The 17,484-nt window shown below is 30.6% G+C and carries 17 protein-coding genes and 1 other RNA gene; 4 read left to right on the plus strand and 14 right to left on the minus strand.

Annotation, left to right across the window (positions count from 1 at the left end):
* Window positions 1–12: 12 nt before the first annotated feature.
* From SYO3AOP1_RS00605 to rnpB, 3 genes are all read right to left on the minus strand, one after another.
* Entirely contained in the window at window positions 13–348 is a 336-nt protein-coding gene (locus SYO3AOP1_RS00605) for an Hsp20/alpha crystallin family protein (protein ID WP_012458855.1), read from the minus strand.
* Window positions 341–1,105, minus strand: coding sequence for a tRNA (guanosine(37)-N1)-methyltransferase TrmD (gene trmD / locus SYO3AOP1_RS00610; protein WP_012458856.1), 765 nt, complete (start codon window positions 1,103–1,105; stop codon window positions 341–343). The genes SYO3AOP1_RS00605 and trmD overlap by 8 nt, the downstream gene beginning before the upstream one ends.
* Window positions 1,106–1,266: 161 nt before the next feature.
* An RNA gene (rnpB, locus tag SYO3AOP1_RS09190) (RNase P RNA component class A) lies at window positions 1,267–1,610 on the minus strand.
* 94 nt (window positions 1,611–1,704) lie between these two features.
* Between rnpB and SYO3AOP1_RS00615 the strand changes: the two genes are divergently transcribed.
* From SYO3AOP1_RS00615 to SYO3AOP1_RS00625, 3 genes are all read left to right on the plus strand, one after another.
* A complete protein-coding gene (locus SYO3AOP1_RS00615) occupies window positions 1,705–2,541 on the plus strand; it encodes a family 1 encapsulin nanocompartment shell protein (protein ID WP_012458857.1) in 837 nt (278 codons plus the stop codon).
* Window positions 2,542–2,562: 21 nt separating this feature from the next.
* Window positions 2,563–3,021 (plus strand): OmpH family outer membrane protein, encoded by a 459-nt coding sequence (locus SYO3AOP1_RS00620; RefSeq protein WP_012458858.1) that lies wholly within the window; start codon window positions 2,563–2,565, stop codon window positions 3,019–3,021.
* 479 nt (window positions 3,022–3,500) lie between these two features.
* Window positions 3,501–3,686, plus strand: coding sequence for a hypothetical protein (locus tag SYO3AOP1_RS00625; RefSeq protein ID WP_007547439.1), 186 nt, complete (start codon window positions 3,501–3,503; stop codon window positions 3,684–3,686).
* Here the strand turns inward: SYO3AOP1_RS00625 and SYO3AOP1_RS00630 are convergent.
* Window positions 3,676–5,025, minus strand: a complete 1,350-nt coding sequence (locus SYO3AOP1_RS00630) for a sodium:solute symporter family protein (protein ID WP_012458859.1) — start codon at window positions 5,023–5,025, stop codon at window positions 3,676–3,678. The genes SYO3AOP1_RS00625 and SYO3AOP1_RS00630 overlap by 11 nt on opposite strands.
* Complete coding sequence (argH, locus tag SYO3AOP1_RS00635) at window positions 5,022–6,401, minus strand: argininosuccinate lyase (protein WP_012458860.1); 1,380 nt, start codon at window positions 6,399–6,401, stop codon at window positions 5,022–5,024. Before argH ends, SYO3AOP1_RS00630 begins: the two co-directional genes overlap by 4 nt.
* Before the next feature lie 54 nt (window positions 6,402–6,455).
* Between argH and SYO3AOP1_RS09115 the strand changes: the two genes are divergently transcribed.
* Window positions 6,456–7,934, plus strand: a complete 1,479-nt coding sequence (locus tag SYO3AOP1_RS09115; protein WP_012458861.1) for a GGDEF domain-containing protein — start codon at window positions 6,456–6,458, stop codon at window positions 7,932–7,934.
* Here SYO3AOP1_RS09115 and SYO3AOP1_RS00645 read toward each other — a convergent pair.
* The 9 genes from SYO3AOP1_RS00645 to SYO3AOP1_RS00685 form a co-directional block, all read right to left on the minus strand.
* Window positions 7,921–9,123: a nicotinamide-nucleotide amidohydrolase family protein gene (locus SYO3AOP1_RS00645; RefSeq protein WP_012458862.1), complete on the minus strand. Its 1,203-nt coding sequence runs from the start codon at window positions 9,121–9,123 to the stop codon at window positions 7,921–7,923. The two genes, SYO3AOP1_RS09115 and SYO3AOP1_RS00645, sit on opposite strands and share 14 nt — an antisense overlap.
* 4 nt (window positions 9,124–9,127) lie before the next feature.
* Window positions 9,128–9,547 (minus strand): hypothetical protein, encoded by a 420-nt coding sequence (locus SYO3AOP1_RS00650; protein ID WP_012458863.1) that lies wholly within the window; start codon window positions 9,545–9,547, stop codon window positions 9,128–9,130.
* Window positions 9,548–9,992: 445 nt separating this feature from the next.
* Window positions 9,993–10,238, minus strand: coding sequence for a hypothetical protein (locus SYO3AOP1_RS00655; RefSeq protein WP_012458864.1), 246 nt, complete (start codon window positions 10,236–10,238; stop codon window positions 9,993–9,995).
* 30 nt (window positions 10,239–10,268) lie between these two features.
* Window positions 10,269–10,523, minus strand: a complete 255-nt coding sequence (locus SYO3AOP1_RS00660) for a hypothetical protein (RefSeq protein WP_012458865.1) — start codon at window positions 10,521–10,523, stop codon at window positions 10,269–10,271.
* Window positions 10,524–10,596: 73 nt separating this feature from the next.
* Window positions 10,597–11,994 (minus strand): HAMP domain-containing sensor histidine kinase, encoded by a 1,398-nt coding sequence (locus SYO3AOP1_RS00665; protein WP_012458866.1) that lies wholly within the window; start codon window positions 11,992–11,994, stop codon window positions 10,597–10,599.
* Window positions 11,975–12,649, minus strand: coding sequence for a response regulator transcription factor (locus tag SYO3AOP1_RS00670; RefSeq protein ID WP_012458867.1), 675 nt, complete (start codon window positions 12,647–12,649; stop codon window positions 11,975–11,977). Before SYO3AOP1_RS00670 ends, SYO3AOP1_RS00665 begins: the two co-directional genes overlap by 20 nt.
* Window positions 12,650–12,758: 109 nt before the next feature.
* Window positions 12,759–13,880: an MFS transporter gene (locus tag SYO3AOP1_RS00675; protein ID WP_083766923.1), complete on the minus strand. Its 1,122-nt coding sequence runs from the start codon at window positions 13,878–13,880 to the stop codon at window positions 12,759–12,761.
* A gap of 230 nt (window positions 13,881–14,110) precedes the next feature.
* A complete protein-coding gene (locus SYO3AOP1_RS00680) occupies window positions 14,111–15,349 on the minus strand; it encodes an IS256 family transposase (protein WP_012458801.1) in 1,239 nt (412 codons plus the stop codon).
* Window positions 15,342–17,477, minus strand: a complete 2,136-nt coding sequence (locus tag SYO3AOP1_RS00685) for a plasma-membrane proton-efflux P-type ATPase (protein ID WP_012458869.1) — start codon at window positions 17,475–17,477, stop codon at window positions 15,342–15,344. Before SYO3AOP1_RS00685 ends, SYO3AOP1_RS00680 begins: the two co-directional genes overlap by 8 nt.
* Window positions 17,478–17,484: the final 7 nt, after the last annotated feature.

Below are 17,484 nucleotides of genomic sequence, written 5' to 3' on the forward strand. Positions count from 1 at the left end.
TCCTGCAGTTTTTTAAAAAATTGAAATTTTGCAAATAGCATCTATTATAAACTGATTTTTTGCTTTTGGTATATAGATAACCAAGCAGCCGTTTTCATAAACTGCCTTGCCTTTTGAGATATCTATATATTGCGGAAATCTGATACTTCTTTTGACAATTCCTGTGAAACGTTCCATTAAAACATACTTTCCCGGCAGGTTTATACTTTTAAGAGCTCTGATTTTTAAAGTTTTTTCATCACCTGTTATTTCTATATCTTCTCTTTTACATCCGGGCAAATCTATTATTACTATATACTTTTCCTCGTCTTCAAGAATATCTATTGGTGGTTTTTCAAAACTAAGCAATTTTTCCCTCTTTAATCAAATCTTCAAATTCTTTACCTTCTATAATATACTTTAATAACTGTTTATCTTCAACAGATAATTTTGCTTTTTCTAATAAATCTGGTCTATTTTTGTAAGTTCTTTTTAGTTTTTGAAACCTCCTCCATTTTTCTATCAATTTATGATTACCGGATAGTAAAACTTCCGGGACTTTCATACCTCTAAATTCAGCCGGTCTTGTGTAGTTAGGGTATCCAAGCAGTCCATCACTGAAAGAATCTACTTCCTTACTTTCGTCATCAGATAAAACACCCGGAAGCAATCTAATAACACTATCCATAATAACCAATGTAGCCGGCTCTCCACCCGATAAAATATAATCACCGATAGATATTTCCTCATCTACTAACGTTTTAACTCTTTCATCAACCCCCTCATACCTTCCACAAATTATTACAAGCTCTTCTTTTTCTGCCAATTTTCTTGCCATCTCTTGATTAAAAGTTTTTCCCCATGGCTCGGTTATTATAGTATAAGGATTTTTGGATATATTTTTTATATAGTCAAATGCTTTAAATATAGGTTCTGGCTTTAAAAGCATACCGGGACCACCACCATAAACAACGTCATCAACTGTTTTGTGCTTATCTGATGTAAAATCTCTAAGATTTATAGTGTTTATCTCAACAAGTCCGCTTTTTATAGCTTTATTTACAACTCCATAATTTTTAAAACATTCAAAATAATCTGGAAATATAGTAATTATGTATATTTTCATGCTGTCTCCAAAGTTTTTTAATAATTTTACATCAACAGGACTCAAGAGTTAAAAAAAGTAAGATCCTTTGGACTAAAACTCTTGGATTATAAAGTAATGCATAAAAAAAGAAAATATTAATATCTCCTCACTTACTCACTTCTCACTCTCTCACTTTTAAATCCCACAGCCTTGGAGTAAGCCGGATTCTGTTTTAGTGGTCATTTATCTAAGCTCCCAACCCGAAGGCATCAGCCGGGCAAGCCTAATAGCGCCTTCCTACTTGGGATTGCTCCGGGAGAGGGTTGCCAACCTGCAATGTCGCCACTGCAGGTAGTGGGCTCTTACCCCACTTTTTCACCCTTGCCTCCATGACCACACCTAAAAAGGTGTGCGGATTGGCGGTTTGTTTTCTGTGGCCCTATCTGTAAGGTTACCCCTACCTGCCTTTCGGCAGCTCCCTGCCCTTTGGAGTCCGGACTTTCCTCAGTAGCTTAAAAGCTACCGCGAACCACCTCAAGGCTGTGGGATAAATAATATATTTCACATACTAAAATTTGACAAGGTAAAATTTCATGTATAAATTTATGCTATAATTACATTCATATTGGAGGAAAGCTATGGAATTTTTAAAAAGAAATGAAGCTCCTTTATCAGAAAGCGATTGGGAAAAGATTGATAAAGTAGTAGTTGAAACAGCAAAAAGAGTTTTAGTAGGAAGAAGATTTATAGAAATCTCAGGACCATATGATCCGTCTGTTCAATTTGTTCCATATGATTATATAGAAGATGGAAATTCCGGAGCTTGTGGTCTTTTTGGTGAAGTAGATTGTGGTGTTGTAAAAGTTAAAGAAAGAAAAATACTTCCTCTGCCAATTATTTACAAAGATTTTAAAATTCATTGGAGAGATGTAGAATCATCTAAAAAGTTTAATATTCCAATTGATTTTAGCGTTGCTGCTGCAGCTGCATCTCAGGTAGCTATTGCAGAAGATAGATTAATCTTCCATGGAGATATTGAAACAGGTTTTCCGGGATTATTAAACGTTGAAGGTAAAAATTCGATATCAATCTCTGACTGGAATCAAACAGGAGAAGCTTTTAAAGATATACTAAATGCTATCGTTAAATTAAATGAAAATGGATTTTATAATAACTTTGCTTTGGTTCTAAATCCTCAAGATTATGCAATGCTAAATAGATTGTATGGAAATAGCGGTATTCTTGAAATAGACCAGATCAAAAAACTATTTGATGTTGGAGTATTTACAACGCCGGTTATACCACAATTTACGGCCGTTGTTGTATCAACCGGAATTGAAAATTTAGACCTATTTATATCTCAGGACATGATAACATCATATTTAAACTATGATAATATGGATCATTATTTCCGTGTTTTTGAAATTTTAGCACTTAGAATTAAAAGACCGCAGTGTATATGTACGATCGAATAATTTTTAATATAGGAGGAATTTATGAAGAAGCTTTTATCATTGGCTGTAGCAGGGTTTTTAATGCTAACTTTTACGTTAGCAAAAGCAGCAGATATTGTGTTTATCGATACACCAACAATCGTTAATAATTCAAAAGCCGGTAAAGATGCACAGAAGCTTTTAGAAGAAGCTGGAAAGAAAGCACAGGCTGAAATTGAAGCCAAGCAAAAAACATTAAAACAAGACCAAAAGTCTCAAGAAGAGTTCCAGGCTTTTGCTATACAGAAGCAACAAGAGGTTTTAAAAAGAAGGGATGAACTTTTAGGTCAATTTATGAACCTTGTTCAAAAGAATTTAGATGCTTTCGCAAAGGCTAAAAATTATTCATTAATCTTAGACAAACAAGCTGTACTTTATGGAAAGCCAGAGTTAGATAAAACAGATGAATTTTTGAAATTCTTTGATTCAAACTATGAAAAATCCCCGGAAAAAATAAAATAATTTAATTCCGAAATTTGTATGGGTAGACCATCGTGTCTGCCCCTTATTTCATTAATCTTACACAATTTTGTCTCATATCTTGAATTAGAAATTGGAAATTTTCATTAAAACTAAAAAGATATCCTTCAGACTAAAGTCTTCAAAATGAGTGAAGATTAATTGGCAGCAAATTAAACAGACGTCTAATTTCTCGCCCTCACCTTTACGTACGGGCAATTCATGAATTGCTCCCAACATCCATTAAACTATTTTACTTTCTCACTTTTAACATCCTGCAGCTGTAGCAAAAAATCTGTAATATTTTGAATTTCTTAGCCTAAGTATCCTAATATAGCAGCAATCAAAAACAATATTCTGAAATCGTCTTAAGAACAGATGACATAACACAACATCTTAATTTACATAATCTTAACCAAACCTTCATATTCCCTTAACACCCTCTGTGTATATTAATAGTAAAACTATAGGAGGTGTTTAAGATGAAAACTTTAGAAAAATTAGAGGTTGACTTTAAAGAAGTAAGCTTCTTATGCAAGTGTGGTGAAGAAAACAAGAAAGTGATTTTAGTAATCAATGGTTATGGTTTTGATGATGTTAAATGTAAGAATTGCGGAAGAAGAGCTATGGTTGAGTATGATAATAAAGTTATATCTGTTAAATCTTGATTAAAGAAAAAACTACCATAGCTAAAATATTTACAATAAAACCAAAGAAAATACCAAGCTCTTCTTCTCTAAGAAAAAAATAAAAGATAAACCATACCAAAAACCCCAAAACCATTGACGCTAAGGCTCCTTTTGAATTTGCCTTTTTCCAATACAGTCCGAATATAAACGGAGCAAACAACGACACGAGAGTTAAAACAGACGATAACCCTACCAAGTTGTAAATCGTTTCACCGGAGTATGCTATCAAAAGAGATATTAACGCAACCAGAAAGACCGACAATCTTGTTATATTTAACAAAGCTAAGTCGGATAAATGATTAAAAAATTTTTTTATAATGTTTTCGCTTAACAATGCCGATGGTGCTAAAATTGCAGCTGTTGCCGTACTTAATACAGCAGATAAAAGACCTGCAAAAAATAGATACTTTGTAATTGGAGAAGTATTTAAATATACATAATCAAGCAAAGTATTATCTGTTTTAAAACCAAAATTAAAGTATATGACTAAAACGGTAATTAGCGGAATTACTGCAACTGTAAGATACATAAATCCGGCTATTATTGAAGACTTATAAGCTGCATCCTCAGATTTAGATGACATAAAACGCTGAAAAAGGTCTTGTCCCGGTAGAGATCCAAGTCCAATAGTAATCCATGCAACTATGTATAGAATTATACTTTTTATGTCTAACTCCGGTAAGATTTTAAAGTAGCTTGTTGGTATTTTTTCTAAGGCTTGTATTCCGCCTGCTTTGATTAAAATTTCTCCAAAAATAAAAAAGATGCTTATAAGAATTACAATTGTTTGAATAAAGTCTGTTAAAGCAACAGACCACATACCACCAAAAAATGTCATAAAAAGTGAGATCAAAAAAGCTATAAATATTGATATTTCTAAATTTAAACCTGTGATAGTTTTTAAGACCAATCCAAAAGCTACGTACTGAGCAGCTATCCATCCAAAGTAAGAAATTATCAAAAAAAACGATGCTAAAACTTCTACTTTCTCACCATACTTTACTTTAAAAAAATCTCCAAAAGTTAAAAGATTCATTCTATACAATGGCTTAACAATAAACAGTCCAGCCAAAATTAAACATAGGGCAGCACCAAAAGGCTCTTCTATTACTTTTATAAATCCACCTTCTAAAACTTCCTGAGTTGCTCCAAGAATGGTTTCTGAGCCAAACCATGTTGCAAATAATGCAAAAACAGACAAAGAAAGAGGCAGCGACCTACCTGCAAGAAGATAATCTTTCTCAGAAGATATAAGTCTCTTTGATACTAAAGCTATAATTACAAGAGATAGTAAATATAATCCAATAAAAATAATCATTTGTTTAGTATTTTATCCCAATATTCTATTTGAGATAAAATCTGTTCTTTAGCCGTTCCACCAAAAGATTTTCTTCTATCTGCCACTACAAAAGGAGATAAAAGTTTCAAAGCATCTTCTTCAAAGAGATGGCTGAACTGTTTCAACTCTTCCAAGGTTATACTTTCAAGCTCTCTTCCTTGATTTACTAAATATCCAACTATACTTCCTACAATATGATGAGCTTGTCTAAATGGTACGCCTTTTTCAGCTAAGTAGTTAGCTAAGTCTGTTGCAAGTGCAAAACCACCTGCTGCAAGCTGTGTTTTTTCTCTATTTAATTTTAAACCTTCAACTATCTTTGTAATTCCTATTATTGAACCTTTTATCGTTTTTACACTATCAAAAACTGGCCCCTTATCCTCTTGCAAGTCTCTGTTGTAGGCAAGGGGTAAACCTTTTACTACTGTTAAAAGAGAAATCAAATTTCCATAAACTCGTCCAGTTTTTCCTCTGATTAGCTCCAGCACATCCGGATTTTTTTTCTGGGGCATTATTGATGAACCTGTTGTTAATTTATCAGGAAGCTCTACAAAAGAAAATTCAGAAGATGAGTATATTATCATATCTTCACTAAATCTTGACATATTAGCCATACAGATTGCACAGTTAGATAAAAACTCCAAAGCAAAATCCCTGCTACTTGTTGCATCAATAGAGTTTCTCATAATCTGACTAAATCCAAGCTCTTTTGCTACATACTCTCTATCAATTGGAAAATCTACGCCGGCAACAGCTCCACTACCAAGCGGTAGCATATCAATTCTTTTTAGATTATCAATAAATCTTTCTTTGTCTCTTTGAAACATCTCTAAGTATGCTAAAAAGTAATGAGCTGCCCTTATTGGCTGTGCCCTTTGAAGATGAGTATAAGCCGGCATTACAACATCAATATATTCTTTTGCTTTTTCTAACAGTTTTCTTTGCAAGTCTTCTAAAAGATTTATTATATCCTGTGTATTTTCTTTTAAATAAAGCCTAAAAGCTGTAATAACTTGATCATTTCTTGACCTTCCAGTATGAAGCTTTCCACCTGCCTTTCCAATCTTATCTGTTAAAGCTTTTTCTATATTCATATGAACATCTTCAAGCTCTTTCTTCCAAACAAATTTATTTTCTTTTATTTCTTGTTCTATATCTTGTAAGCCTTTTACTATCTTTTCAGCATCTTCTTGTGGAATAATCCCCTGCTTTCCAAGCATCTTTGCATGGGCCATGCTTCCTTTTATATCATATAAAGCAAGCTCTTTATCAAAAGATATACTTTCTGTAAACTCTTCTACAAAAGCATCTGTGCTTTCAGAAAATCTTCCACCCCAAAGCTTTTTTTCTTGCATTTTTAAAACCTCATTGTATTTTTATTAGAAAAATATTAGTTTAAAATATTATAGATGAAAAAGAACAAAGAAAAAATAGCACTTATTATAGGAAATATTATCATATACTTAGCTCTTATATTTCTTTTATATTTAGACAAAAAAAACAAAGAAAATATTTATCTTAACGACAAAATCAATCAATTAAAATCTGAATTCCTAATTACCAAGAGAACTTATGATAAAGCTTCGGAATTATTTTATAACACAAGAATAAAAAATAGTTCGGTTATTAAATATTGTGGAGATTTTTCGAAAAGAAGCGCAATATTGAATACTTTTTATGATGATTATAGATTTTTAAGAAAAATTGGTTTTGATAGATTTATATTTACATTACCTGATGGTACAGTTTATCTAAGAATGCATAACTTTGACAGGTATGGCGATAAAATATCAGAAATAGCTGAAATAGCAAATTATGAAAATAATTATCTTTCAATAGACAAAAACTTACTTGACAGTTTAGTTTATCTATATCCCATTTTTTTAAATAATAAAAGAGTATGCGATGTATATTTAAATGTCCCATTTTACAAAATTTCAGATGATTTAGCAAACACATTCAATAAGTCATATCTTTTTATAATAAAAAAAGATTTCCTTAATTTAAAAGAGAATAAAGGATATATTCAAAGCGATTTAAGTCCTGATTATTTTGTTGAATCAAAATTTTATAATCAAATACTTAAGACGAAAAATAATGATTCTTTTAGTCTATCTGAGATTAACAAAAAAGCAAAAAAAGAAATAGATAAAAAATTAAGAGAAGAAGTTTCTTTTTCTTATCCTATTGATATAAACGGAAATACTATTTTAATGACTTTTATGTTAATTAAAAGTTTTAATAATATATCGATAGGTTATTTAATATCTTATGAAGCAGATACAACTTTCAAAGTTTTTTCAAAATCGTTTTATATAATGATTTCATCTTTACTATTTATCATGATTATCATTAACATATTTATTATAAATATAATTAAACTAAAAAACGTGGCTGAGAAGAAAGCCATTACTGATAAATTAACAGGACTATTCAATAGGTCTATTATTGACACATTAATTCAGGTTGAAATAGAAAGAGCAAAAAGAAATAATAAACCAATTTCAATATTATTATTTGATATTGACCATTTCAAAAAAATAAACGATACCTATGGGCATGACAAAGGAGATTATGCATTAAAAACAATTGCTGAAATAGCAAGAAGGACTTTAAGAAAATCTGATTATGTTCTTAGATGGGGGGGAGAAGAATTTCTTGCCATATTACCAGAAACAGATTTAGATGGTGCTACAAAAGTAGCTGAAAAGATAAGGTCTAATATAGAGAATTATAACTTTAAAGATATTGGTAGAGTGACAGTAAGTATTGGTGTAACAATGTTAAAAATAGGTGAACCTTTGGATAATGCAATAAAAAGAGCAGATGAAGCTCTTTATGCAGCCAAAAACAAAGGAAGAAATAGAGTTGAGGTTAGCTATTACTGATTAAATAAAGTCGAATTAAATTTAATGCAAACTGAGAAATGTATAATCTAACATCATTTCTGCTCCCTTGATAAATCTCTTTATAAACCTTTGTTTCTTTACCATCTGTAAACCCTATATAATGAAGACCAAGAGGCTTGTTCGGAGATTCGCCAGTTGGACCTGCTATCCCTGTATCACTTACAGCCAAATCAGAATTTATTAAATTTCTAACTCCTTCAACCATCTGCTTTGCAACAGGCTCACTAACAGCACCAAAATTTTTAATATCTTCTTCATTTACTTTTAACAAATTGATTTTAACCTCATTGACATAAGAGACAATTCCGCCTAAAACATACCCAGAAGAACCCGGTACGTTTACAAGACGGGAGACTATCAATCCACCTGTAGAAGACTCAGCCGTTGCAACAGTCTTTTTATTTTCTCTAAGTAGCTTACCGACTACTTCTTCCATCTCTAAATTATCTTCTGCATATATGAAAGTACCAAGCCTGTCTTTTATTTTTTTCTCTTTTTCTTTAAAACTTTCTAAAGTTGTATCATATAAAAATACATCAATACCTTTTGGAGAAAAGTTATAGCTTAAATCTTTCATGTCATTTAGAAGATAGTTTAAATCAAGCTCTTTTATTCCAAAAACTCTAAAAAGCTTTGTATATCTTTTTTTCTCATTTATATTAAGCATCTCAAGTGCTTTATAAAACATTGGCTCCATTTCTGATGGAACACCCGGCAGAGCTACAACTGCTTTTTTTATGTCATCTAAAACTTTTATAAATCCTACCGCCCTACCAACCGGATTTTCAATAATGGCAGAACCATACGGAATCTTTGCCATGCTTTTTCTTTCTTCTGTTATCTCTACATTGTTTGATTTGTAATATGTTTTTAATTTATTTAACCATTCTTCGTTGTATATTAATGGAACTCCTATTGCTTCTGAAACAGCCATTCTTGTGTTATCATCTGTTGTTGGTCCAAGTCCACCGGAAATAAAAACTAAATCAGCCCTATCTAAAGCAAACTTTATATAATTTAGTAATTCATAGTGAGAGTCTGGAGAGATGATTATACCTTGAACGTCGACACCTCTTTCAAAAAGATTTTTTGCTATAAATAAGCCGTTTTTATCTTGCTTTCTTCCTTGAACAAATTCAGAGCCTGCAATGATTATAATGGCTTTCATTTTTTTATTCCAAGTATCTATTTATTTTAATGACTACGTCTTTACTTCCAGATTTTACTACTATTGGTTCACTTTCGCAGCTGTTAGAACTTTCCATAGGATTTCCAGACTTTGAAACCTTAGCATATACAATAAGCTCTCCAGTAAATTCTTTATACAAATCTTCTATTATAACATCAGCAGGTGTAAGCTTAAATTTATATTCTTTATCATTAAATTTAATCTTCTTTACAGCCAAAGGCTGAGGAGAAACACCTTTTCTAACTATCAAAAACAATGTCCCTTTACATTTATCTTTTAAACTATCATCAACTATAACTTTTCCTTCAATTTTATTTTGATCTATAAAGTATGCTTCTGGGGGTAATTTTTGACAGGAAGCTAAAAAAAGTCCTGTTAATATAAAAGTTAAAAATTTAATCAAATTTAAAGCTCCTTGTAAATCTATGTTTAATGATATTTTATCATATAGTTTATGTTGCTGTAGATTCAGTAATAAGATATGGAAAGTAAAATATTAAAAAAGTTATTCATAACGATAGAGTAAACAAATTATTAAACTTTGGAAATGAGAAATTGGGAATTTTTATAAAATTTAGAATGGAGATCTTTTGAGCTAAAGTCCCCACGATAAAGCACAGGCTGAATATAAGCATCAGAAATAAGTTTATTTTATAAAGCAAAGGTTTATAGTTCAAGAATTACTTGTCCATAATGAATTTTTAAAGGTAAAACTTGAACGTTTTATTTAAATTTGCAAAGATTTTACTAATTTAAACATTGAATTGACACTACTTGAAATTTTAAGATATGCTCATTTTAGATAAAGGATTTAAAATAAAAAGGGGGCTTTTGCCCCCTTGAAGAGATTATTGTTTGTTTTCTTCTTTCTTTTCTTCTTTTTTCTCTTCTTTCTTTTCTTCTTTCTTTTCTACTTTCTTAGCAGCTTTTTTCTTAGCAGCTTTTTTAGCTGGAGCTTTTTTCTCTTCTTTAGCTGGAGCTGCTGCTTCTTGTTTTGCTCCTTCTGCTGGAGCTGCTGCTTTTTCTTCAGCCATTGCTGCGAATCCCATTCCGAACACTGCTACTGAGAGTGCTGATAATACTAATTTTTTCATGTTACACCTCCTATAAAAGTTTTAATAAAATTATTTTCCTGCTGGTGCAGCTGGTTGTTCAGCTGGCTTTTGCTCTCCTGCTGGTGCAGCTTGTTGCTCTCCACCTTGTGCAGGTGCAGCTTGTTGAGCTGGTTGTTGTTCAGCTGGTGCTGGAGCTGCTGGTTGTGCAGCTGGAGCTGGAGCTGGTTGTTGTTCAGCTGGTTGTTGCTCTTCTTTCTTTTGGCAGCTGAAAAGTAAAGATGCTGATAATACAGCTGCTACTGATCCAAGTACTAATTTTTTCATTCCTAATAACCTCCTTTTTAATTTATCGTTAAATATTTTATTCTAATAAAATTACACAAATATTAAATAAAGATTACAAATTTGTAATTTTATTGAAAATAATTTCAAAAGTTGTTCCTTCATTTTCTTTGCTAAATACTTTAATTTCTGCCGAGTGTCTATCTAAAACTGCCTTAACAAGGCTTAAACCAAGGCCACTTCCCATATATATTCCCCTGCTTTCATCGGCTCTATAAAACTTATCAAAAATCTTATCTAATTTATCTTCTGGAATACCTATCCCTGTATCAGAAATAATTAATATTACTTTGTCTTCAATTTCTTTGAGCTTTATGATAATCTTCCCATCTTGTTTATTAAACTTAATGGCATTATCCAATAAATTTGCTATAGCTCTGCTAAGATACTTTTCATCGCCTAAAATGTAGATATCTTCATCTACTTCTATTTCTATTTTTATTCCTTTTGTTAGTGCATAGTCTTTAAACAATGAATACAAATTTTTGACAATTTTAGATAAATTTACCTTTTCCATTGAAAGCTGGAATGTTCCAGATTCAAGCTTTGAGATGGTAAGAAGGTCTGCTATCATTTGATTTAAAGACTCTGTTTCTTCAATGATATAGACTAATAAATCTGAACATTCTTTGCTGGATTTATTTTTCATTAGCATGTTTTCAGATGCTGCTCTTATTCTTGCAATTGGAGTTTTAAGGTCGTGGGCTATGCTTTCTGTAGTTTCTTTTAAGGTTTTTACAAGAATTTCTATTCTATCTAAAAGATTATTAATAACTATTGCTAAATCATCTAACTCATCTCCAGCTTGAGAAACAGGAACTCTTTTCTCTAATTTCATACTAGTAGATAGCTCTTTTGCAGTGTTTGAAATTTTTTTAATCTTTCTTGTTATTGAGTTTGCTATTAAAAATCCACCAATTAATGATAATAGAAACACAATAATTCCGGAATTATAGAAGATACTTAAGAGTCTGTTTAAAAGTCTGTTTTTATCATATTTAGATTTTCCAATCACTAATGTGTGTTTTGGAGAGAGCTTATAGATGATGATATAAAAGTCATCTAAAGATACAATTTCATATTTATCTGGAGTTAATTTTTTATAGTTTTCTAAGTTTATCACTATATTTTGTGTATGAATAAGTGTATTTGTGTTTAATATAATATTACCTTTATTGTCGTAGATTTTAAAAAATTCATCTTTATTATTTATAATTTCAGCTTCCTTTAGGATTTGTTTTTTTAACCCATTTATCCCTTCCTGCTTGAATAGAATTTTATAAGATTTTGCCTTTTCTGTAATCTCTTGTTTTATTTTATCATCAAGATAGATTTCAAAAAATGAGTAAACTGTAAAAAATGAAGCTATTAATGATAATAAAAGTAAAGTTGAATACAGAAGCGTTATTTTAATTCCAATTTTATTTATAGTTTTAGTTAGCTTTAAGAACATAACCAAAACCGCGGACCGTATGAATTAACCTTTTATCGAATCCTTTATCTATTTTGTCTCTTAATCTGTGTATCTGAACATCTACCACATTACTCTCTATATCAAAATCTATATCAAAAACGTTGGCAAGTATCATGTTTCTTGTTACTATTTTTTCAGCATTTTCCATAAGATATTTTAAAAGTTCATACTCTTTTGCTGTAAGGTCTATTTTTTTATTTCCTCTATAAACTTCTTTTTTAAGTAAATCCATAACCAAGTCATGATATTTCAATTTTGATATTTCATCTATATCTTTACTTCTTCTAACAAGAGCCTGGATTCTTGCCAACAACTCTGGAAAGCTAAAAGGTTTTGTTAAGTAATCATCAGCTCCTAAGGATAATCCTTTAACTTTGTCTTCTACACTATCTTTTGCACTTAGTACAAGTATAGGTGTTTTTATTTTTTTGTTTCTAAGAGATTCTATAATATAAAATCCAGACATTTTAGGAAGCATCAAATCAAGAATTATTATATCAAAGTTTTCATAATTGGCGTAATTTAATCCCTCTTCTGCATCGTAGGCTTGTACTACATCATATCCTTCTTCTTTTAAACGTTTTGCAATAAGTTTTGATAAGTTTTTATCATCTTCTACTATTAAAACTTTCATTAAATCCTCTATTGCAATAGTGATTGATTATATTTTATATCATTCTGAAAACAAAGGACCTCTATTATAATTTCATTAAAACTTACCAATTTTTCATCCAAGATTTTTATTAAACTTTAATCCTAACAATAAAACCTAAAGAAAACAAAGAAATAAAAGCACTTATTAAAAACGGATAATTGCTTGAAAAATTATCCCATATATATCCAGCAATCAATGCTGATATAAAGCTTCCAATACCAACAACAAAATGATATAAACCAAAAACAAATCCTTTTCTGTATTTTATCTTTTTTCCTATAGTCGCCCAAATGCCTATTTCCAAAAATGCCTCTGCAACAGCCAAAATTAAAAATCCAATAATAGGATTTAGAATTATTAATAAATTTGATACAAAAAACAAAATGCTTATAATCATCAAGAAAATTCTTAAACTTACTCTATCATGAAGCCTACCGGCTAAGTAAGTAAAAATAACAAGAAAGATACTAAAGACAAGATAAATACCTATTGACTCAGATTGACTTTTTAAATATTCATAAACTTTAAGAATATAAAAAGAATAGCCAAGATTCACAAAAGATAAAACAAAAAAATACAGCAAAAGTTCAGGATAGACTATCCTCCATGAAATCTCTTTTCTTTCTTTTTTAATTTTTCTATCAAAGTTTACCGTTAATAAAATTAAAATAAAGAAAACACAAATAAACCCAAAATTTAAGAAAATGCTTTTTATACTTAAAAACTTAACAAAATAAGAAGATATTATTAATGCAACTAAAATACCTAAAAACTCTCCGAAATTCTCAAAAATTTTATTTAAAGCAAAAATCTTTCCTAAACTTCTTTTATAAGTATTCGAAAGAATAAAATCTTTTGCAGGAATTAAGAGTCCCTCGCTTAAACTTTTTAAAAAAGAAGAAAACAAAACTTCTTGCCACTTCGAAGCTATAAAGATAGTAATATTAGATAAAGATAAAAAGCCCAAACCCGAAATAATCAAATTCTTCCTGCTTTTAATGTCAGATACATATCCGCCAAAAATTTTTAGCAAGTTAGATAAAGCCTCGCTCGAACCTTCTACGATACCAACAATAAACATTGAAGCATTAAAAACATTTACAAGAATAAAAGGCAAAAGTGTTTCATATACTTCTATAAAAATAGTAAAAAGTAGAGTTATTAAATTTATAATTATTAGAGCTTTCTTTGAATATCTCAACTTTATCATCCAATCTATTGGCTTTTTACCATTTTTAAAACAAATTTTTTAAACCTATCAAACATTAGAAAGACAAGCAGCATATATAAATCAACGGACAGAATTACATCAAGCTGAATGGATTTCATGAATATCCCGTAGTAAGCCATAAAATTAGAACCGAAGATTGCAATTAACATAAAAAAGGTTAATAAAAAAGATGGTGGCTTTGCTTCTTTGATAGAATCTCTAGAGACTTGTCAATAATTTTGTGTCTGGATTGAAAACTTTTTATTAAACAATTGTAAAATTTCATAAGAGACTCCTTTAAAAGCAGGTATAGGCTTTTTCCATTTTCCATTCTTTAAATTGTCTCTTTGTATAAGCAGATTTATCTCAAGAATGTCCACAGATTGAAAATATCCACCTAAATTTATTCTTACCTTTTCTATCATGCTATTAACACTTTCAACTGGATTTGTTGTGTATATGTGCTTTCTTAGATTTTCTGGATATTTTAAAAAACATAAGTATCTCTCTTTGTTAGATTGAATATGTTTTATAAAGCTTGGATATTTAGACTTAAATCTACCGCATAAATCATCTAATTTTTCTAATCCATCTTCATAATCTAAGCTGTTTTCTTTTATGTTTTTCAGTTCTTTGTTAAATACTTGTGAATCTTCTTTATCCATCTGATTTCTAACGTTTCTTTGTAAATGGACTAAACATAGCTGATGGTCTGTATAAGGAAATAGTGTTTCTATGGCTTTTGTTATCCCAGGAAAATCATCACTTACTATAAGCATTACCCTTTTTAGTCCTCTATCTATTAAATCATTGAATACTTTTATCCAGTCTGCTTTATTTTCACTACTGAAAAATGTATAAAATCCAAATATATCTTTATTTCCTTGTAAATCTATTCCAAGAACTACATAGACAGAAGCCTTTCTGATTTTGTTTTTCTCTTTTATATCACAGTGATATGCGTCTATATACAGTACAAATGCATCCGATGGAAGCTCTCTTGTTTTAAAATCATTAAGTCTTTCTATAAGCTCTTTTTTGATTTTATCCATATGTTGTTTTGAGTAGTTTAAGCCCAAGCTTTTTAATGTAGAATCTATCTTGCTTTCTGAGTATCCATTGGATACTAAACTCATAAGAAGGTTTATGTAATCTTCATTAACTCTTTTGTAAGGGTCAGGTAATATTTGTGGTCTAAATCTACCCTTTCTATCTCTTGGGACATTTATGTTAAGCTTGAAAGAACCAGTATTTAGGCTTCTTTCATAATATCCGTTTGCTTTGTTGTCTTCATCATTTTCAAGGAAGAAATTTCTTTCCTGATTCATAATCAGTTCCACAACAGATTCTAAAAGCTTTCTTATACCTATCTTTTCTTCTTGAGTTGTTATACCGTTTGGGAAAAGTTCTTTTACTAATTCTTCGGTAGATCTGTCTAATATTTTTTCAAAGTATTCTTTCTTATCCATTACTACTCCTCCTTATAATTTTATTTAGACACAACATTATTTTAACTCCCGAATCTCTAACTCTGAGAGAGAAAATACTTAACGGAATATTTAGAACCAAGGCTAAAAAAGTAATAGTTCTCAAGCTTTCTAAATTTAAATTAAATATCTTATAGCCAATCAAATAAACGCCGGCTAAGATACTAACAAAGCTAAATATACCAAACATTAATGATACTATAGAAATTTTCTTAATGTCCCATTTATCGGGCTTTTTAGAGTATCCTACGTTGTCTGTTGCCAGTGATAAAGTAAGGAAATCATTGTAAAATATTAGCGAAATCAGCATTTTTGTAGTCAAGATAAATTCTTTTGTCGTTAGATAGAAGAAAAAAATCGTTAAAGTTATAGTAAAAACCCTGATCGTTTTAGTAAAAATATACGTCAAGAGTCTTTGATAAATTTTTCTTGAAATTATTATTGCAGACTTGATATTTACTAAACCCTCGTTAGTTAGTACGATTGAAGCGGCATCCTTTGCCACATCTGTTGCATTCGCAACGGCTATACCAACGTCAGCCTGTTTGATAGCAGGAGCATCGTTTAAACCATCCCCAGTCATCCCCACCGTATGACCTGAATTTTGAAGAACTTTAACAATATTAAATTTATCTTCAGGTAGAACTTCAGCAAAAACTCCACAAGAGTCTTTAATATTTTTTGCTTCGCAGGCATTATCGTTTATTCCAACAATTTTGGCTATATACAAAGCAGTTTCTTTTGTATCTCCAGTTATCATTTTAATATCTATGCCTAAGTTTTTAATTTCTGCAATCAACTCTTTAGAGTCTTCTCTCGGTGGGTCTAAAAAACCTATAAATCCTACATTTTTTTGGATACCATCTATATCTATCCAAACTGCTAACACTCTAAGTCCGCTTTTAGCCATATTTTTATAAACTTCTTCCTCAGCTTTGTTGGAAATAGGAGCCACTTTTGGAGAACCTTTATAAACCTTAATCACTCTAGTGTTTTCCTTGACGATTGCATAAGAATATTTTTTAGAGGGTTCAAAAGGTTCAAAGCTTACTTTTTCATATTGATAGCATTTCTCGCTTAATTTATTAAAAATTGCCTCTTCAATCGGGTCTTTTTCCTTTATGTCGGATGCAATAGCAGCATAACACAATACATCCTTTTCACTGTAGCTTCCAAACGGTATTATTTTTTCTATTGAAATTTTATTTTTCGTGATAGTTCCTGTTTTATCTGTACAAAGAACGTCCATAGAAGCTGCAGATTCTAAGGCAGATAATTTATTAACAAGAACTCCCTCTTTAACAAGCTCCTTTGCACCTAAAGCGGTGGTAAGCGTAAATGCAGCCGGCAGTGCAGCAGGTATTATTGGAATTAACATAATTACCATCACAGGCAGGAATTCCAGCAAATTACTCCCCTCTGATAGAGAGATAATAAAGATTAAAATCATCAAAACAACGCCAAAAATGAATAAATATTTAACAAGATTAAAAACAATCTGTTCTAATTGGCTTTTTGTCTTAGCTTCTTTTAATAATTTTGCAGATTTTCCGAAAAATGTATTTTCTCCTATGTTTATAACTTCACCAATAGCATCTCCTTTTAAAACAAAAGACCCCATAAACGCAACATCTCCAGATTTTAAGCTTTTAGATAAAGATTCACCTGTTATGCTTGATTGATCTACCATAATAACCCCCTCTAAAATTTTTACATCAGCCGGAACTGCAAAACCTTTTTGAAGGCTCACTATGTCCCCAACAGTCAGAAATTTAGAATCAATTTCTTTCCACGTACTATCTCTAAGCACCTTGGCTTTTATGCTAAGATGCTTTTTTAACAGATTCAATGCATTAAAAGAACTTAACTCATAAAAAAATGATACAAAAGCATTAAAAACAAGAAGTATAAATATAGCTATAGAATCTGGGTATTTTTTAAGTAAGAGAGTAATTATTATAGTTAATTCTAAAATCCATGGAATTGGTCCCCAAAATTTCTGAAAAATTAATGCAAAAACAGTTTTTTTCTCCTCTTTAATCTCATTTAATCCATAAGTCTCGATCTTCTTTTTAGCCTCGATTTCAGTTAACCCTTTATACTCGTTCATCATTCCC

The organism is Sulfurihydrogenibium sp. YO3AOP1 (genome assembly GCF_000020325.1).
Taxonomy (GTDB): Bacteria; Aquificota; Aquificia; order Aquificales; family Hydrogenothermaceae; genus Sulfurihydrogenibium.